Below are 18,863 nucleotides of genomic sequence, written 5' to 3' on the forward strand. Positions count from 1 at the left end.
GTGCACTCCACCGACGTGATCATTCTCGGCGCCGGCGCCGCCGGCCTGATGTGCGCCCAGCTCGCCGCCCAACGTGGGCGCCGGGTGCTGGTGCTCGACCACGCCAACAAACCGGGCAAGAAGATCCTCATGTCCGGCGGCGGGCGCTGCAATTTCACCAACCTGTACACCGAGCCTGCCAACTTCCTCTCGCACAACCCACACTTCTGCAAGTCGGCGTTGGCTCGCTACACCCAATGGGACTTCATCGAGCTGGTGTGCAAGCATGGCGTGCCGTACCACGAGAAGAAACTCGGCCAGCTGTTCTGCGACAACAAGTCCAGCGACATCCTCGACATGCTCCTGGCCGAGTGCGACACAGCCGGTGCCGAGCTGCGTATGAACACCAGCATCGAGCAGATCGCCAAGACCGACGCAGGCTACACTCTGCACACCAGTGCCGGGCCATTCGCCTGCCAGTCGCTGGTGATCGCCACCGGTGGGCTGTCGATCCCAACCTTGGGCGCCACCGGCTTCGGTTACCAAGTGGCTCGCCAGTTCGGCCACGAACTGCTGCCGACACGCGCCGGGCTGGTGCCGTTCACCATCACCGAGCCCCAACTCAAGGCACTGTGCACAGAGTTGTCGGGCACCTCGCTGGACTGCGTGGCCAGCTGCAACGGGGTGAGCTTCCGCGAGAACCTGCTGTTCACTCACCGTGGCCTGAGCGGCCCGGCAATCCTGCAGGTTTCGTCGTTCTGGGAGGCTGGCGACAGCGTCGAGATCAACCTGCTGCCGGATCGCGACGCGCTGCAATGGCTGCAAGGCCAGCAGCTCGAGCGCCCCAACAGCGAACTCAAGACCGTGCTCGGTGAAGTGTTCACCCGCAAGCTCGCGAACCTGCTCGCCGAACAATGGTTCGTGTCCAAGCCGCTGAAGCAATACACACCGGCAGAACTGGCCGAGGTCGCCGAAAAACTGGCGGCCTGGCAGGTGGTGCCGGCGGGCACCGAGGGCTACCGCACCGCCGAGGTCACCTTGGGCGGCGTGGACACCCGCGAGGTGTCGTCCAAGACCATGGAGTCGTTGAAGAGCCCTGGGCTGTACTTCATCGGCGAGGTACTGGATGTGAGCGGGCACCTGGGCGGTTTCAACTTCCAGTGGGCCTGGGCTTCGGCCAACGCCGCAGCGCAGTTCGTGTAGAGTAGAATCCATTCAGCAGCACGGAACGCTTCTTGCTGGTCTGTGCTGGAGCGCCATGCTTCGCGGCACCAGGCCGCTCCTACAGAGGTACGCAATCTCATGTGGAGCGGCCTGGTGCCACGAAAGGGCCTCATCAGGTATTCATCCGCTCACTGCCCAGGGCCATCATGTCATCCAGCTCGTTTCGCCATTCATTGCGTCGCCTGTGGGGTCAAGACAAGTTCAGCTATGCCATCCGGGTGACCATCGCCCTGACCGGCAGCATGGCCTGGTGCTGGTACCAGAACGAGATGAGCCTGCTCATTCCGCTGTTCCTCGGCATCATCGCCAGCGCGCTGGCCGAGACCGACGACGGCTGGCAAGGCCGCCTCAGCGCACTGGCCGTGACCCTGACCTGTTTCGCCATCGCCGCGCTGTCGGTGGAGCTGCTGTTCCCCTACCCCTGGATTTTCGCCGCGTCGCTGGCACTGGCCGCCTTTGGCCTGACCATGCTCGGCGCGCTGGGCGAGCGCTACGGGGCGATTGCCTCAGCCACGCTGATTCTCTCGGTGTACACCATGATCGGCGTGGACCAGCGCGGCGGCGAAGTGACCGATTTCTGGCACGAGCCCCTGCTGCTGGTAGCCGGTGCAGGCTGGTACGGCCTGTTGTCGGTACTCTGGCAGGCGCTGTTTTCCAACCAACCGGTGCAACAAAGCCTAGCCAAGCTGTTCTTCGAACTGGGCAGCTACCTCAAGCTCAAGGCCAGCCTGTTCGAGCCGGTGCGCACCCTCGACGTCGAGGCCACGCGCCTTGAGCTGGCCAAGCAGAATGGACGGGTGGTCGCTGCACTCAACGCGGCCAAGGAAATCATCCTGCACCGGGTCGGCAACAGCCAACCCAACTCAAAGGTCAGCCGCTACCTGAAGCTGTACTTCTTGGCGCAGGATATTCACGAACGGGTCAGCGCCTCGCACTACCCCTACAACGCCCTGACCGCGGCGTTTTTCCACAGCGACGTGATGTTCCGTTGTCAGCGCCTGCTACGCAAACAGGGCGCCTCGTGCCAGGAACTGGCCCGCTCGATCCGCCTGCGCCAGCCGTTCGTCCTGGCCAGCGGCTACCCCGAAGCCCTGGAGGACCTCAACGCCTCGCTGGAGCACTTGCGCATCCAGAGCAACCCGGCCTGGCGTGGCCTGCTGCGCTCGTTGCGAGCGCTGGCCGCCAACCTGGCCACGCTGGACCGGCTCCTCAGCGCCGCCAGCAACCCCGACAGCCTGGCCGACGCCAGCGACAGCAGCTTGCTGGACCGCTCGCCGCGCACCCTCAAGGATGTCTGGACCCGCCTGCGCACCCAGTTCACCCCAACCTCGCTGCTGTTTCGCCATGCGCTGCGCCTCTCGCTGGCGCTGCTGGTGGGCTATGGCATGGTGCACCTGATCCACCCGACCCAGGGCTACTGGATCATCCTCACCACACTGTTCGTGTGCCAGCCCAACTACGGTGCAACACGGCGCAAACTGGTACAGCGCGTGGCCGGCACGGCCATGGGCCTGACGGTGGGCTGGGCGCTGTTCGACCTGTTCCCCAACCCGCTGATCCAATCGACCTTTGCCGTGGTGGCCGGGGTGGTGTTCTTCGTCAACCGCACCACCCGCTACACCCTGGCCACGGCAGCGATCACCCTGATGGTGCTGTTCTGCTTCAACCAGATCGGCGATGGCTATGGGTTGTTCCTGCCGCGTCTGTTCGATACCTTGGTGGGCAGCCTGATCGCCATCCTGGCCGTGTTCCTGTTCCTGCCCGACTGGCAGGGCCGACGCCTAAACAAAGTGCTGGGCAACACGCTGGCCTGCGCCAGCCAGTACCTGCGCCAGATCATGCAGCAGTATGCGCATGGCAAACGCGACGATCTCGCCTACCGGCTGGCCCGGCGTAATGCCCACAACGCCGACGCGGCGTTATCCACCACCTTGGCCAACATGCTCATGGAGCCTGGACACTTTCGCAAGGAAGCCGACGTGGGCTTCCGCTTCCTGGTCCTGTCGCACACCCTGCTCAGCTACCTGTCCGGTCTGGGTGCACACCGCGACACCGCATTACCGACCGAGGTGCATGAGCAGTTGATCGACGGCGCCGGGCAGACCCTGGCCGCCAGCCTCGACGAAATCGCCAACGGCCTGAGCGCACGCCTGCCCGTGGCGATCCACAGCGATGCCGAAGAAGCCCTGGCCAATGCCCTGGAGCAGATGCCAGACGAACTGGACGAGCATCAGCGGCTGGTGCAGACCCAGTTAGCGCTGATCTGCCGACAACTGGGGCCGCTGCGCACGCTCGCAGGGCATCTGATCAAGGAAGGGCAGCCGGGCTGAACGGCCGGGCAGGGCGCTGTACGCCGGTTAGCCAGCCCAGCGCCCTAGGCTCTGCGTTCAAAATCCATATTGGTGCATCAGACGCGCGTAGCTGCCATCGGCCTTCATCGCCGCGATGGCCTGCTCGAAGCGCGCAACGATCTGCTGGTGATCGGGATGCTGCAAGCTCACCAGGATATGCAGGCTGTTCTCCCCCAGCGGCGCCTCCACGAAGCGGATGCCATCGCGTACCGACGGCGGTTCGCGCTGCAAGTTGTAGCGCGCAACGTACTCATCCTCCACCGCCAGATCGACCCGGCCAGCCGCCAGCATCCGCACGGCCGAGGAAAAGTTGCGCACCGTCACTTTGTTCAAGCGCGTGTCGCGGTCAAAGGCCGGCGAGTAGGCATAGTCGCGCACCACGGCGATGGTGTAGGGGTACAAGTCAGCCAGGCGCTCATAGGTGAAGCGTTGGTGCTGCTGTTGCAGCAGGCGGATACGGTTGGTGAGGTAGGCGCCAGAGAACTGGCCGATACGTTCGCGCTCGTCGTTGTACCAGGCGTTGACCAACACATCGTAGCGCCCGTCGCCAATGCCCATCAGGGCCCGAGCCCAGGGCACCTCTTCGAATGCCGTGGTGAAACCTGCGCGGTTGAGCGCCGTCGTGACCAGGCTGGTGGCAAGCCCCCCACCCGGCATGCCGCTGTCGCTGAACGGTGGCCAGTTGTCGGCCACCAGGCGCAACCGCTCCTGCGCCAGGGCAGGCACCGCATACAACACGCTCAGTAAGCCAAGAACGCAAAGCAGTGGCCGCATGCTCAAGTCCCTTTGCAGTGGAGGGCCGACGCTGAAGAAGGTGATCCTTACTACCAATCCGCCTTGCAGATTACACAAGCCGACTCGGCTGGGCAGCGGACAATAATGTCATTTAGCCTCTATTTTGGCCGAATGCCGCACCAGCAGCGGTACTCGTACCCGGCATCAGGATTTGCGATGATTCAGCGCCATCCCAGGAGCCCGTTTCATGTCCATCGAATGGATCTGCAAGCACCATACCGACCTCAGCAAAGAGCACCTGTATGCGCTGCTGCAACTGCGCACGCACGTCTTCGTGGTTGAGCAGCGCTGTGCCTATCAGGAAGTCGATGGGCAGGACTTGGTCGGCGATACCCTGCACCTGATGGGCTGGCAGGGCGACAAGCTGGTGGCCTACCTGCGCTTGCTCGACCCTCAGTCACACGAGGGCGATGTGGTGATCGGCCGCGTGGTGACCGCAGAGCACGCGCGCGGCGGCGGGCTGGGCCATGAATTGCTGCTCAAGGGGCTGGAATGCGCGACGCATTGCTGGCCAGGAACGCCGGTGTACCTGTCGGCACAGGCACATTTGCAGGGGTATTACGCCCGGCATGGCTTCGTGGCATTCGGGGAGGTGTATCTGGAGGACGATATTCCGCATATCGGCATGCGCAAGGTTTGAAAGTGCTCCTGCATCAGCCCCATCAACTGAAACGCTTGCTGTAGGAGCGGCCTCGCCGGGGCGCCGGACCGGCCGCGCCTACAGGGATCACCGTCTTACTGCCGTCAGGGATACCCCAGCACATCGCGAATCGTGCGCAGGTGCTGGATGATCCACTGCTTATCAATCGCCCCCCAGTCGCGGATGCGGTAGTGCCCGGCATGGTTGCGCGCGCCGGCCTGCTGCTCGAACTCACAGGCAATGTCCAGGTCGGCCAGGGCGGCGATGGTGTCCTGCGCCGTGCGCCGAGGCATGCCAGTGGCTTCCATCAAGGCAGGCACGCTGGTCGCGGTCTGGCTGTCGATCAGCCAGGCGACATACAGGCGCCGATAGAAACTGCTGCGGGTCTTGCTCACTTGCGTGCTCATGCGGTGCGTGTGCCTCAGGTGGTGCCTGGCAGCTCCCGAAGGGTCAGGTAGACGCGCAGGTCGAATTCCAGTTGATGGTAGTCCGGCTCCATGTGCTCGCAGAGCTGGTAAAACGCCTTGTTGTGATCACGCTCCTTCAGGTGCGCCAGTTCGTGCACCACGATCATGCGCAGGAACTCTGGCGCAGCCTCCTTGAACAGCGAGGCGATGCGGATTTCCTTCTTGGCCTTGAGCTTGCCACCCTGCACCCGCGACACGGCGGTGTTCAGCCCAAGCGCACGGTGGGTCAGGTCCAGGCGGTTGTCGAACATGACCTTGTCCAGCGGCGCGGCGTTGCGCAGGAAGGCCTGCTTGAGGTCCTGGGCATAGGTGTACAACGCCTTGTCGTTCTGTACCGTGTGGCGTTCGGGGTAGCGTTGCTGTAGGTAATCACCCAGGCGCCCACTGGCGATCATCTGGCGGACCTGTTCCTGAAGGTGCGGCGGGTAGGCTTGCAGGTAGCGAAGTACGGTCATGGCAGGCAAATCGGTACAAGGAGCGCCGAGTGTAGCCAATCATGTGCCCCAGGGGAAAACCACCGGAAAATCGCTGGCATCGCTGGCAGTCATTGGCCGCGCCACCAGGAAGCCTTGCACGTAGGCACACCCCGCCGCCTTGAGCCAGTCGGCCTGGGCCTGGGTTTCGACGCCTTCGGCGATCACCGTGATGCCGTATGCGGCACACAAATCGATGACGCTGCGCGCCAGGGCGATGTCCTGCACCGAATCCGGCAGGCGCGCCACCAGATGGCGGTCGAGCTTGAGGGTGTCGATGGGCAGGTCGCGTAGCATGCGCAGCGAGCAGTCACCGGCGCCAAAGTCGTCCAGCGCCACACGAATGCCCAGCTCGCGCAGGCGGTTGATCTGCTTGACCGCTGCATCGATGTTGTACATCAGCGAGGTTTCGGCCACCTCCACTTCCAGCTGGCAACCCTGCAGGCCGTATTCACCGATCACCCGTGCCAGTTCGTCGGCCAGCCCCGGCATGGCAAACTGCGCGCGCCCCAGGCTGATCCCCAGCACCACCCCCTCGCCGAAGCGCTCATGCCACGCGCAGCGCTGGTCGGCGCCTTTACGGTAGATCCAGCTGGCCAGCTGGTTGATCAGCCGGGCCTCTTCGAGCAGTGGAATGAACAGCCCCGGCGGCACGTCGCCAACGCTTGGGTGCTTCCAGCGCAGCAACGCTTCGAAGCCACGCACACGGCCGTCGGCGAAGGCCACCTGGGGTTGGTAGACAAGGGTGAAGTCGTTCTGCTCGATGGCCGCGCGCACGCTGTCCTCGAGCATCAAGCGCGAGCGTGCGCGACCGTTGAGTTCCTGGTCATAGAATCGGTACTGCTGGCGCCCCGCCTGCTTGGCCGCATACATCGCCACGTCCGAGGCCCGCAACAACCCTTCGACGTTGGCGCCACAGTCGGGATAGGTGGCAATGCCGATGCTCACCCCAAGGCTCACTTCCAGGCCATCGACCTCCTTGAACCCTGACATGCGTTCGAGCAACTGCTCGGCGAAGCGCCCCGCCTGCTCCGGGTAAGGCAGCCCATCGAACAATGCGGTGAATTCGTCGCCGCCCATGCGTGCCAGCAACGCCGCACTGCCCAGGCAATCCTTGAGCTGCTCGGAAACCCAGCGCAACACCTGGTCGCCCGCCTCGTGGCCGAGCAAGTCGTTGATCCGCTTGAAGCCGTCCAGGTCCATGTACATCAAGGCCTTGGCCTTCCCGGAACGCTCGTTGCGCAGCAGCGCACTTTCCGCGGCCTGATAGAAGCCACGGCGATTGAGCAGCCCCGTCAGTGGGTCGGTCACCGCCTGATACTCAAGCTGTTGGTGCAGGCTGTGCACCACCGACATGTCCAGCACGGTCACCACCATCGCCCGCTGCTCGGCCGGCAGCGGCGCGCAGGACAGCGCCACCGGCACCAGTTGACCACATGACGTTCGCAACTGGGCATCATGCACACGGAAAATCTCGCGGCCGAGGTAGGCCTGGTAGAAGTCCGAGTCAAACCACAGGTTGGCGCACGGCAACTGGATCAGGTCGAGCACGTGGGCACCTTGCAGCGTGTTCACCGGGGTATCCAGCAACCGGGAAATGGCCGGGTTGGCAAAGCCGATAGTACCCGACTCATCCACCACCAGAATGCCTTCGGCAGCGTTCTCCAGGATCGAAGCATTGAACGCTCGCGCCGCTTCAAGCTCACGGGTCAGGCGCTGCAGCATGCGCCGGCTGTGCTGCTGCTCCAGCAACGCTTGTACCTTGGGCTTGAGGATTTGCGGGTCGAACGGCTTGAACAGGTAATCCACCGCACCACTGGCATAGCCCTTGAGTACAGCCGCTTCGGATTGTTCGTTGGCAGTCAGGAAAATGATCGGTGTCAGCCGCGTGCGTTGGCTGCCGCGCATCAGGCGGGCGACTTCGAAGCCATCCATCTCGGGCATCTGCACATCGAGCAGCACCAGGTCCACTTCATGCTCCAGCAACGTACTCAGCGCTTCCATCCCGGAGCTTGCGGTCAGCACCTGCCAATCCTGGCGTGACAGCAAGGCGCGCATGCTGATGAGGTTTTCCGGATAGTCGTCTACGACGAGTAGCGTCGACCTGCTGTCCGATGTTTGCGTATGAGCGACATCCATGTTGCTTCTCTTGTTAGAACGACCACGGCCTTGATTGGATCCGATATTTACTCTAGACAGCGCACATCAAGACGCAATGCACACTTATGGCGTTCAGCCATGAATCTGATGGTAGCCGACTAACGGTCGATGTGCTTTTTTTTGCCAACTGCGTCACAAATATACGCTACATGACAACCCATCAGTTCGGCTTGCGTGAACGATAGATTCACGTGGACGACAGGTTGTTCACCCCCGAACCTAAAAAAAACCCGCATGAATGCGGGTTTTTTGCACATCGCCGGATCAGTTGACCTTGGCGTTGAGCTCACCTTTGAGGTAGCGCTGGAACATGCCTTCCAGGGAGATCGGCTTGATCTTAGAGGCATTACCGGCAGTGCCGAACGCTTCGTAACGCGCGATGCACACGTCACGCATGGCCTTGACGGTTTCACCGAAGAACTTGCGTGGGTCGAACTCACTCGGGTTCTGCGCCATCAGGCGGCGCATGGCACCCGTGGAGGCCAGACGCAGGTCGGTGTCGATGTTGACCTTACGTACGCCGTGCTTGATGCCTTCGACGATCTCTTCGACCGGTACGCCGTAGGTTTCCTTAATGTCACCGCCGTACTGGTTGATGATCGCCAGCCACTCTTGCGGCACCGAGGAAGAACCGTGCATCACCAGATGGGTGTTCGGGATGCGCTTGTGGATTTCCTTGATACGGTCGATCGCCAGCACGTCACCGGTCGGCGGCTTGGTGAACTTGTAGGCGCCGTGGCTGGTGCCGATGGCGATGGCCAGGGCGTCCACTTGGGTCTTCTTGACGAAGTCGGCGGCTTCTTCCGGGTCAGTCAGCATCTGGCTGTGATCCAGCACGCCTTCGGCGCCGATACCGTCCTCTTCACCGGCCATGCCGGTTTCCAGCGAACCCAGGCAGCCCAGCTCGCCTTCGACCGAAACGCCGCAGGCGTGGGCCATGGCGACGGTTTGCTGGGTAACGCGCACGTTGTACTCGTAATCAGTCGGGGTCTTGCCGTCTTCACCGAGCGAGCCGTCCATCATGACCGAGCTGAAGCCCAGTTGGATCGAACGCTGGCACACGTCAGGGCTGGTGCCGTGGTCCTGGTGCATGCACACCGGGATATGCGGGAACTCTTCGATGGCTGCCAGGATCAGGTGGCGCAGGAACGGGGCACCAGCATATTTGCGGGCACCGGCGGAGGCCTGAACGATAACCGGGGAGTCGGTCGCGTTGGCCGCTTCCATGATGGCGCGCATCTGCTCGAGGTTGTTGACGTTGAAAGCCGGAACGCCGTAGCCGAACTCGGCGGCGTGGTCCAGCATCTGGCGCATGCTAATGAGTGCCATTGTGTATCTCTCTCCCGACAAGCGTCGTTGTTTCGTGCAAGCCTGCCGCAGGGGCGCTTGCTGTTCAAGTAGTGTGGGCCATCGTCGTGGCCCGGCCAGTCACGGTGCCTTGCAGCCCCGCCCAATCAGATCGTCGGTCGCCACCCAGTACACCAAGCCTTCGTTGCCCTTGGTGTGGAAGGCCAGCACGCCGTCACTGTACAGCGCGCCCGAAGCGCCCGGCTCGGACTTGAGCCGGTAGACCTGGTCGCTGCCCGCCAGGCGCACGTCCACCGCGTCCTGCTTGGCGTCGGCGAAGCGCCACAGCACTTGCGCCTTGCTGTCGCACACCCAGCGGGTCCAGTTGTCCGCCGATGCGGGTTGGGCCGGTTGCAGCAGCGAACAGCCTGCCAGTGTCGCCAGGGCTATCAGGGCCAGTAGCGCTTTCATCCGTTAAACCTCATGTTGGGTCCGCTACGCAGCCCCTAGTCCAAGACCACAAAAGCCAAGCTTGGTTGCCCAGGCGCCGATCAAGGGCAGCCCGGCGCCTTGCGCTGGTGTTCGTCGTCGTACTTTTCCAGGCCATCCGGGCCCACGCGCTTGCTGATCACAGGCACCGTCTCGGCCTGCCACTGAGACTGGTAGCAGCCGCCCTTGGACGACTGCGCAGGCTCGGCGTCCGAAGACGGGCTGCTGGCACAAGCGCCGAGCAGGCCCGCGAGGATCAACAACGGCAATTGCTTGACCATCAGGTCGCTCCCTTTGCCTGGCGCCGTGGTGCTCAGGCCTTGGCCCGCTGTTCGAGGATGGCGACGGCCGGCAGGACCTTGCCTTCGACGAACTCGAGGAACGCACCGCCACCGGTAGAAATGTAGGAGATTTCCTTACCGACAGCATATTTGTCGATGGCCGCCAGGGTATCGCCGCCACCGGCGATGGAGAACGCGGCGCTCTCGGCGATGGCCTTGGCCAGCACCTGGGTGCCGTTGCCGAACTGGTCGAATTCGAACACGCCCACTGGGCCGTTCCACAGGATGGTCTTGGACGATTTCAGCAACTCGGCGAAATTGGCCGCAGTTTGCGGGCCGATGTCCAGGATCATGTCGTCGGCGGCAACATCCGCGATGGCCTTGACGGTCGCTTCGGCGTCTTCGGCAAACGTCTTGGCCACCACCACGTCAACCGGCAGCGGCACGCTGACCTTGGCGGCGATGGCCTTGGCGGTTTCGACCAGGTCAGGCTCGTACAGCGACTTGCCGACCGGGTGACCGGCGGCAGCCAGGAAGGTGTTGGCGATGCCGCCGCCGACGATCAGCTGGTCGCAGACCGAGCTGAGGCTGTTCAGTACGTCCAGCTTGGTCGACACCTTGGAGCCGGCGACGATCGCCGCCATCGGCTTGGCCGGGGCCTTCAGGGCCTTGCCCAGGGCGTCCAGCTCGGCGGCCAGCAGTGGGCCGGCAGCGGCCACCTTGGCGAACTTGGCGACGCCGTGGGTCGAACCCTCGGCGCGGTGGGCGGTGCCGAAGGCATCCATCACGAACACGTCGCACAGGGCTGCATATTGCTGGGCCAGTTCATCGACGTTCTTTTTCTCGCCCTTGTTGAAGCGCACGTTCTCGAACAGTACCAGGTCGCCGGCCTTGACCTCGACGCCACCCAGGTAGTCGGCCACCAGCGGCACTTCGCGGCCCAGGGCCTTGCTCAGGTAGTCAGCCACAGGCTTGAGGCTGTTTTCGGCGGAGAACTCACCTTCGGTTGGGCGCCCCAGGTGCGAGCAGACCATTACCGCTGCGCCCTTTTCCAGGGCCAGCTTGATGGTCGGCAGCGCGGCCAGGATACGCGCATCGCTCGCGACCACACCGTCCTTAACAGGGACGTTGAGGTCTTCGCGAATCAGTACGCGCTTACCTTGCAGGTCGAGGTCGGTCATCTTCAACACGGTCATGAATGCAGTCCTTCAGGGCTGTTTGCTGCGGAGTGGTTGGACGACGTGCAAGTAGTGCTGGGCAACGTCGAGCATACGGTTGGCGAACCCCCATTCGTTGTCGAACCAAGCCAGCAGGTTCACCAGGCGAGGGCCGGAAACACGGGTCTGGCTGGCATCGACGATGGCCGAATGCGGGTCATGGTTAAAATCACAGCTGGCGTGGGGCAACTCGGTGTAGGCCAGCAAACCTTGGAGCGGTCCGCTCAGCGCGGCCTCGCGCAACACCCGGTTGACCTCTGCGGCGCTGGTGTCACGAGCGGTTTGCAGGGTGATGTCCAGGCACGAGACGTTCACCGTCGGCACGCGTACGGCTTTGGCCTGAATTCGCCCGGCAAGTTCCGGGAGCAGCCGCTCGATACCCCGGGCAAGCCCGGTCGACACAGGGATCACCGACTGGAATGCCGAACGCGTGCGGCGCAGGTCTTCGTGGTGATAGGCATCGATCACTGGCTGGTCGTTCATTGCCGAGTGGATGGTGGTGATCTGTACGTACTCGATGCCGAATGCCTGGTCCAGCACCCGCAACAGCGGCACGCCGCAGTTGGTGGTACAGGAGGCGTTCGACACCAGACGCTCGGCACCGGTCAGGCCATCCTGGTTGATGCCGTAGACCACGGTGGCATCGACATCGGCCTCACTGGCCATCGGTTGCGAGAACAGCACTCGCGGCGCGCCGGCGTCGAGGAAACGCTGGCCGTCGGCACGGGTGTTGTAGGCACCGGAGCACTCCAGCACCAGGTCAATGTCCAGGGAGGCCCAGTCAATGCCCTCGGGGGTGGCGCTGCGCAGCACTTTCACGCAGTCGCCGTTGATGTGCAGACAGTCGCCGTCGACCTTTACCTCGCCGGGAAAACGGCCATGGGTGGAGTCGAAGCGAGTCAGGTATTCGATGCTGGCCTGATCGGCCAGGTCGTTCAACGCGACGATCTCGAAGCCAGCCTCCGCCCCACGCTCGAACAGTGCGCGCAGGACACAACGGCCAATGCGGCCGTAACCGTTGAGTGCAACTTTATAGGGGCGCGGGTGGGGCATAAGTAGCTCTTGAACTCCGGCGGTTGAACGGGGCCGCTATGCGGCCCATTCGCGGCACAAGGCCGCTCCTACAGGGGACGGCATACGCAATACCCTGTAGGAGCGGCCTTGCGCCGCGAACGAGGGCCAACGGCCCTCGCCTTGCCTGTATCAGTCTTCCAGCAGCTCTTCGGCGGTACCCAGGATGTTCTCCAGGGTGAAGCCAAATTCCTCGAACAGCGCAGGGGCCGGAGCCGATTCGCCATAGGTGGTCATGCCGATGACACGGCCTTCGAGGCCGACGTACTTGTACCAGAAGTCCGCGTGGGCAGCTTCGATAGCGATACGTGCACCGACTTGCAGTGGCAGGACCGACTGCTTGTAGGCGGCGTCCTGGGCGTCGAACACGCTGGTGCTCGGCATCGACACCACGCGGACCTTGCGGCCCTGCTCGCTGAGCTTGTCGAAGGCCTGAACGGCCAGGCCGACTTCCGAGCCGGTGGCGATCAGGATCAGCTCAGGCTCGCCTGCGCAGTCCTTGAGCACGTAACCGCCACGCGCGATATCAGCGATCTGCTGGGCGTCGCGGTCCTGATGTTGCAGGTTCTGACGCGAGAAGATCAGCGCCGATGGGCCGTCCTTACGCTCCAGGGCGTACTTCCAGGACACGGCGGATTCCACCGCGTCGGCTGGACGCCAGGTATCCAGGTTCGGAGTGCTGCGCAGGCTGGTCAGTTGCTCGATCGGCTGGTGGGTCGGGCCGTCTTCGCCCAGGCCGATGGAATCGTGGGTGTAGACATGGATCACACGCTGCTTCATCAGTGCCGACATGCGCACTGCGTTACGCGCGTATTCCATGAACATCAGGAAGGTCGCGCCGTACGGCACCAGGCCGCCGTGCAGGGCAACGCCGTTCATGATGGCGGTCATGCCGAACTCGCGTACGCCGTAGAACACATAGTTGCCGTTGGCGTCATTGGCTTCGACGCCCTTGCAACCCTTCCACAGGGTCAGGTTGGAGCCGGCCAGGTCAGCCGAGCCGCCGAGGAACTCGGGCAGCAGCGGACCGAAAGCGTTCAGGGTGTTCTGGCTGGCTTTACGGCTAGCGATGGTTTCGCCCTTGGCCGCGACTTCGTTGATGTACTGCTGGGCCTTGGCGCTGAAGTCGGCAGGCAGGTCACCGGCAGCACGACGTTTGAACTCGGCAGCCAGCTCCGGGAACGCCTTGGCGTAGGCGTCGAAGCGCTGGTTCCACTCGGCCTCGGCCTTGGCACCGGCAGCCTTGGCGTCCCACTCGGCGTAGATGTCGGCTGGGATTTCGAACGGGCCGTGGTTCCAGTTCAGCTCCTTGCGAGCCAGGGCGATTTCGTCGTTGCCAAGCGGCGCACCGTGGCAGTCTTCTTTGCCCTGCTTGTTCGGCGAGCCGAAGCCGATGATGGTCTTGCAGCAGATCAGGGTCGGACGGTCGCTCTTGCGAGCGGTGTCGATGGCCATCTTGATTTCGTCGGCATCGTGACCGTTGACGTTACGGATCACCTGCCAGTTGTACGCTTCGAAGCGCGCCGGGGTGTTGTCGGTGAACCAGCCGTGCACTTCGCCGTCGATGGAGATGCCGTTGTCGTCATAGAAGGCAATCAGCTTGTTCAGGCCCAAGGTGCCGGCCAGCGAGGCGACCTCATGGGAGATACCTTCCATCATGCAGCCATCGCCCAGGAACACGTAGGTGTTGTGGTCGACGATGGTGTGGCCGTCACGGTTGAACTGGGCCGCCAGGACTTTTTCAGCCAGGGCGAAGCCCACGGCGTTGGCGATACCTTGGCCGAGCGGACCGGTGGTGGTCTCCACGCCTGGGGTATAGCCATACTCCGGGTGACCCGGAGTGCGGCTGTGCAGTTGACGGAAGGCCTTGAGATCGTCGATCGACAGGTCGTAGCCGGTCAGGTGCAGCAGCGAGTAGATCAGCATCGAGCCATGGCCGTTGGACAGCACGAAGCGGTCACGGTCGGCGAAGTTCGGGTTGCTTGGGTTGTGCTTGAGGTAGTCGCGCCAAAGCACTTCGGCGATATCCGCCATACCCATGGGGGCACCTGGGTGGCCGCTGTTGGCCTTTTGCACGGCATCCATGCTGAGGGCACGAATGGCGTTGGCACGTTCACGACGGCTGGGCATCGCTGAGTCTCCTGGGGCTTTAAATAAGTGGTGAAACGAAAAAAGGCGACCATTTTCGCCCAGTGCGGGGGCCGGGGGCAAACATTAAAGCGCCAAGCGGCAAGCTTTAAGCGGCAAGAGCGCCCCGACTTGTGACACCACCGCGCTTTGCTTGCTGCTGAAAGCTTGCAGCCCATCAGCAATATCAAAACTTTTTGATATTGACCTTGCAGGGGCATCGCTGCCTGTCTAGACTCCCGCCCCATGAATTTGCCCACCCCCATTCCACTTCAAAGCAGCGACGAGTTGGCTGCCCTGTGCAAGGCCAGCGGCGATCCGCTGCGCCTGAATGTACTGCGCGCGCTAGCCAGCGACTCGTTCGGCGTGCTGGAGCTGGCGCAGATTTTCGACATCGGCCAGTCGGGCATGAGCCATCACCTCAAGGTACTGGCGCAGGCCGAGCTGGTGGCGACGCGCCGCGAAGGCAATGCGATCTTCTATCGCCGCGCCCTGCCCGACAGCCAGCGCCATGGCGGTCGCCTGCACGCGGCATTGCTCGACGAAGTCGATGCGCTAGGCCTGCCCCAGGATGTGCTGGCACGCATTGATCAGGTCCAGCAACGCCGCGCCGCCACCAGCCAGGACTTTTTCCTACGCGTGGAAGAGAAGTTTCGCGCCCAGCAAGACCTGATCGCCGGCCTGCCGCAGTACCGCGACAGCCTGCTGGCATTGCTCGACAAGCTGCATTTCGGCCCGCATGCCAGTGCCCTCGAAGTCGGCCCCGGCGATGGCGGTTTCCTGCCTGACCTGGCCCGGCGCTTCGCCCAGGTCACGGGCATGGACAACAGCCCGACCATGCTAGACCTGGCGCGACAAGTTTGCGAACGCGAGCAACTGGATAACGTAAACCTGCAGTTGGCCGATGCACTGGGTACAACGGATGTAAACGCCGACTGCGTTGTGCTGAACATGGTCCTGCACCATTTCAGCGACCCGGCCCTGGCTTTGCGCCAGCTGGCCAGACGGGTGAAAGCGGGCGGCAGCCTGCTGGTCACCGAGCTTTGCAGCCATGACCAAGGTTGGGCCCGCGATGCCTGCGGCGACCTGTGGCTTGGCTTCGAGCAGGACGACCTGGCCCGTTGGGCCAACGCTGCGGGGCTGACTCCAGGGGACAGCCTCTACGTGGGCTTGCGTAACGGTTTCCAGATCCAGGTCCGGCATTTCCAGCGGGCCGCTGGCGACACACAACATCGGTAAATTTCAGGAACCCATCGAGATGAGCGAATACTCCCTTTTCACCTCCGAGTCCGTGTCCGAAGGGCATCCGGACAAGATCGCCGACCAGATTTCCGACGCGGTCCTGGACGCGATCATCGCCCAGGACAAATACGCCCGCGTGGCCTGTGAAACCCTGGTCAAGACCGGTGTTGCCATCATTGCCGGCGAAGTAACCACTTCGGCCTGGGTCGACCTGGAAGACCTGGTGCGCAAGGTCATCATCGACATCGGCTACAACAGCTCCGACGTCGGTTTCGACGGCGCGACCTGCGCCGTCATGAACATCATCGGCAAGCAATCGGTGGACATCGCCCAAGGTGTCGACCGTTCGCGCCCGGAAGACCAGGGCGCCGGTGACCAGGGCCTGATGTTCGGCTACGCCAGCAACGAAACCGATGTGCTGATGCCCGCGCCGATCTGCTTCTCGCACCGCCTGGTCGAGCGTCAGGCCGAAGCGCGCAAGTCCAAGCTGCTGCCGTGGCTGCGCCCAGACGCGAAGTCCCAGGTCACCTGCCGCTACGAGAACGGCAAGGTGGTGGGCATCGACGCCGTCGTGCTGTCGACCCAGCACAACCCTGAAGTGTCCCAGAAAGACCTGCAGGAAGCGGTGATGGAACTGATCGTCAAGCACACCCTGCCGGCCGAGCTGCTGCACAAGGGTACCCAGTACCACATCAACCCCACCGGCAACTTCATCATTGGTGGCCCAGTGGGCGACTGCGGCCTGACCGGTCGCAAGATCATCGTCGACTCCTACGGTGGCATGGCCCGGCACGGCGGCGGCGCGTTCTCCGGCAAGGACCCATCCAAGGTCGACCGCTCCGCCGCCTACGCCGGCCGCTACGTCGCCAAGAACATCGTCGCCGCCGGCCTGGCCGAGCGTTGCGAGATCCAGGTGTCCTACGCCATCGGCGTGGCCCAGCCGACCTCCATCTCGATCAACACCTTCGGCACCGGCAAAGTATCCGACGACAAGATCATCCAGCTGGTGCGCGAGTGCTTCGACCTGCGTCCATACGCCATCACCACCATGCTCGACCTGCTCCACCCGATGTACCAGGAAACCGCCGCTTACGGCCACTTCGGTCGTACTCCGCAGCAGAAGACCGTTGGTGACGACACGTTCACCACCTTTACCTGGGAGCGCACCGACCGCGCCGCCGACCTGCGCGCCGCCGCCGGCCTGTAAACGTCCTACAGCCGCTCAGGAAAGCCCCTGCCGAGTTGATCGGCAGGGGCTTTTTCGTGACATATCGGCTAACACCTGCGTGATCGAAATTGCCACTCCCAGGCCTAGGCTGTGGTCTCCACTTCGCCACGCAAGGATGCCGGCCATGCCATGGTTGATGCTGCTGATCCTCCCCCTTCACGTACTCATCGCCCAGGCCAGCGAATGCCCGCCTTGGTCACCCGAGCAGGCTGCCACGGAACTCAGGCAATTACGCGACACCCTGAGTCGCTGGGACGATCACTACCACCGCCAGGGCAAAGCCCTGGTGGCCGACGAACTGTATGACCAAAGCCGCCAGCGCCTGCAGCACCTGCAAGGCTGTTTCGCCCAGCCCGGCGAAACGAATCCGCTAGCCAACGCAAAAGGCCCGATCCCTCACCCGGTTCCACACACCGGTGTCGACAAGCTGCCCGACGCCGAGGCGGTAGGGCGCTGGTTGCAGGGCAAGCACGGCGTCTGGCTGCAACCGAAAGTCGATGGTGTGGCCGCCACGCTGGTCTACCGCAGGGGACGCCTGGTGAAACTGCTGAGCCGTGGCGATGGCATTCAAGGGCATGACTGGAGCCGCCACATCGGCGTGCTGAGCAACATTCCCCAGACATTACCCGAGCCGCTCAACATGCTGCTGCAAGGCGAGCTGTACCTGCGCCTGGACCAGCATGTCCAGGCGCAGGCAGGCAGCGTCGGCGCGCGCGGGGCCGTCGCCGGGCTAATGGCGCGCACGCACATGAGCGCCGAACAAGGGGCCACCGTGGGCCTGTTCGTCTGGGACTGGCCACACGGCCCGAACACCCAAGGCGAACGTCTGGCCAGGCTGGCCGCCTTGGGCTTCGCCGACAGCCAGCGCTTGAGCGTGGCCATCGACCGTTTGGAGGAGGCCGAGCGCTGGCGCCAACACTGGTATCGCACGCCCCTGCCCTTCGCCACCGACGGGGTGATCCTGCGCCAGGACAGCCGGCCACCGGCGCAACGCTGGCAAGCGAAAGCCCCCTACTGGATCGCCGCCTGGAAATACCCGTACTCACAGGCCTTGGCAGAGGTGCGCGCGGTGCAGTTCCGCGTCGGCCGTACAGGCCGGGTTACCCCGGTGCTCAAATTGCGCGCGGTCACCCTCGATGATCGTCAGATCACCCAGGTCAGCCTCGGCTCGCTCGCACGTTGGCAAGCACTCGACATCCGCCCAGGCGATCAGGTCGCCATCAGCCTGGCCGGACTGACTATTCCGCGCTTCGAACAGGTGGTGCATAGAGCCCGCGAACGACCTGCGGTCGCGGCGCCAGCCGCTGAGCAATACGGCCCGCACACCTGTTGGCAAGCCAGCGAGGGCTGCGAAGAGCAGTTCATTGCTCGCCTGGCATGGCTAAGCGGCAAACATGGGCTGGCCATGCCTGGCACTGGGCCTGCGACCTGGAGGCGCCTGGTGCAAGGCGGACAGGTGCGGCGCATGAGCGACTGGCTGACGCTCGACGCCAGCCAACTGGCTGCGCTTCCCGGTTTCGGCGAAACCAGAGCCAAGCACTTGCTGCACAGTTTCAAGGCCGGCCGCTCACGCCCTTTCGAGCAATGGCTACACGGGCTGGGCGTGCCCGCGCCGCGTACCCCGCCACTACTGGGCGACTGGACACAACTTACTACGCGTACGATCGATGAGTGGCGTGCAGTGCCCGGCATCGGCACCAAACGCGCCCACCAGCTTGCGGGTTTCTTTGCCGCGCCCCAGGTACAGGCATTGGCGCAGCAACTACAAAATCTCGGCATCGCAGGTTTCGAATGATGCCCTTAGGCAATAAGCGCTAACAAAAACGCAGGTA

At 63.4% G+C, this 18,863-nt stretch carries 16 protein-coding genes; 6 read left to right on the forward strand and 10 right to left on the reverse strand.

Features of this window, described 5'->3' with window-relative positions:
• Entirely contained in the window at nucleotides 1-1,182 is a 1,182-nt protein-coding gene (locus FEM01_RS09615) for an NAD(P)/FAD-dependent oxidoreductase (protein WP_138219204.1), read from the forward strand.
• 167 nt (nucleotides 1,183-1,349) lie between these two features.
• A complete protein-coding gene (gene yccS, locus FEM01_RS09620) occupies nucleotides 1,350-3,533 on the forward strand; it encodes a YccS family putative transporter (RefSeq protein WP_138219205.1) in 2,184 nt (727 codons plus the stop codon).
• A gap of 57 nt (nucleotides 3,534-3,590) precedes the next feature.
• Here the strand turns inward: yccS and FEM01_RS09625 are convergent, their stop codons facing one another.
• On the reverse strand, nucleotides 3,591-4,328 hold the full coding sequence (locus tag FEM01_RS09625; RefSeq protein WP_138219206.1) for a substrate-binding periplasmic protein: 738 nt from the start codon (nucleotides 4,326-4,328) through the stop codon (nucleotides 3,591-3,593).
• Between the two features lie 208 nt (nucleotides 4,329-4,536).
• Between FEM01_RS09625 and FEM01_RS09630 the strand changes: the two genes are divergently transcribed.
• Nucleotides 4,537-4,989 carry a GNAT family N-acetyltransferase gene (locus FEM01_RS09630; RefSeq protein WP_138219207.1) on the forward strand — a complete coding sequence of 151 codons (453 nt, stop codon included), beginning with the start codon at nucleotides 4,537-4,539 and terminating at the stop codon, nucleotides 4,987-4,989.
• A 104-nt stretch (nucleotides 4,990-5,093) separates the two neighbouring features.
• On the opposite strand, the gene FEM01_RS09635 is transcribed toward FEM01_RS09630, so the two are convergent.
• The 9 genes from FEM01_RS09635 to tkt form a co-directional block, all read right to left on the reverse strand.
• Nucleotides 5,094-5,396 (reverse strand): winged helix-turn-helix domain-containing protein, encoded by a 303-nt coding sequence (locus FEM01_RS09635; protein ID WP_138219208.1) that lies wholly within the window; start codon nucleotides 5,394-5,396, stop codon nucleotides 5,094-5,096.
• Nucleotides 5,397-5,410: 14 nt separating this feature from the next.
• The gene (locus FEM01_RS09640; RefSeq protein WP_138219209.1) at nucleotides 5,411-5,911 is read right to left on the reverse strand and encodes a M48 metallopeptidase family protein; all 501 of its coding nucleotides are present in this window, start codon (nucleotides 5,909-5,911) and stop codon (nucleotides 5,411-5,413) included.
• Nucleotides 5,912-5,950: 39 nt separating this feature from the next.
• Nucleotides 5,951-8,068: a putative bifunctional diguanylate cyclase/phosphodiesterase gene (locus FEM01_RS09645; protein ID WP_138219210.1), complete on the reverse strand. Its 2,118-nt coding sequence runs from the start codon at nucleotides 8,066-8,068 to the stop codon at nucleotides 5,951-5,953.
• Between the two features lie 285 nt (nucleotides 8,069-8,353).
• Nucleotides 8,354-9,418 (reverse strand): class II fructose-bisphosphate aldolase, encoded by a 1,065-nt coding sequence (fba, locus tag FEM01_RS09650; protein ID WP_138219211.1) that lies wholly within the window; start codon nucleotides 9,416-9,418, stop codon nucleotides 8,354-8,356.
• Nucleotides 9,419-9,517: 99 nt separating this feature from the next.
• Nucleotides 9,518-9,847, reverse strand: coding sequence for an MliC family protein (locus tag FEM01_RS09655; protein ID WP_138219212.1), 330 nt, complete (start codon nucleotides 9,845-9,847; stop codon nucleotides 9,518-9,520).
• An 80-nt stretch (nucleotides 9,848-9,927) separates the two neighbouring features.
• Nucleotides 9,928-10,146: a hypothetical protein gene (locus FEM01_RS09660; RefSeq protein ID WP_138219213.1), complete on the reverse strand. Its 219-nt coding sequence runs from the start codon at nucleotides 10,144-10,146 to the stop codon at nucleotides 9,928-9,930.
• Between the two features lie 32 nt (nucleotides 10,147-10,178).
• Nucleotides 10,179-11,342 (reverse strand): phosphoglycerate kinase, encoded by a 1,164-nt coding sequence (locus FEM01_RS09665; RefSeq protein WP_138219214.1) that lies wholly within the window; start codon nucleotides 11,340-11,342, stop codon nucleotides 10,179-10,181.
• A 12-nt stretch (nucleotides 11,343-11,354) separates the two neighbouring features.
• Complete coding sequence (gene epd, locus FEM01_RS09670; RefSeq protein WP_138219215.1) at nucleotides 11,355-12,416, reverse strand: erythrose-4-phosphate dehydrogenase; 1,062 nt, start codon at nucleotides 12,414-12,416, stop codon at nucleotides 11,355-11,357.
• A gap of 150 nt (nucleotides 12,417-12,566) precedes the next feature.
• The gene (gene tkt / locus FEM01_RS09675) at nucleotides 12,567-14,564 is read right to left on the reverse strand and encodes a transketolase (protein ID WP_138219216.1); all 1,998 of its coding nucleotides are present in this window, start codon (nucleotides 14,562-14,564) and stop codon (nucleotides 12,567-12,569) included.
• Nucleotides 14,565-14,807: 243 nt separating this feature from the next.
• Between tkt and FEM01_RS09680 the strand changes: the two genes are divergently transcribed.
• The 3 genes from FEM01_RS09680 (at nucleotide 14,808) to ligB (ending at nucleotide 18,826) form a co-directional block, all read left to right on the forward strand.
• The gene (locus FEM01_RS09680) at nucleotides 14,808-15,800 is read left to right on the forward strand and encodes an ArsR/SmtB family transcription factor (RefSeq protein ID WP_138219217.1); all 993 of its coding nucleotides are present in this window, start codon (nucleotides 14,808-14,810) and stop codon (nucleotides 15,798-15,800) included.
• Nucleotides 15,801-15,819: 19 nt separating this feature from the next.
• Nucleotides 15,820-17,010: a methionine adenosyltransferase gene (gene metK / locus FEM01_RS09685; protein ID WP_138219218.1), complete on the forward strand. Its 1,191-nt coding sequence runs from the start codon at nucleotides 15,820-15,822 to the stop codon at nucleotides 17,008-17,010.
• A gap of 145 nt (nucleotides 17,011-17,155) precedes the next feature.
• A complete protein-coding gene (gene ligB, locus FEM01_RS09690; RefSeq protein ID WP_138219219.1) occupies nucleotides 17,156-18,826 on the forward strand; it encodes an NAD-dependent DNA ligase LigB in 1,671 nt (556 codons plus the stop codon).
• Nucleotides 18,827-18,863: the final 37 nt, after the last annotated feature.

This window comes from Pseudomonas mosselii (assembly GCF_005796105.1).
GTDB lineage: Bacteria > Pseudomonadota > Gammaproteobacteria > Pseudomonadales > Pseudomonadaceae > Aquipseudomonas > Aquipseudomonas mosselii_C.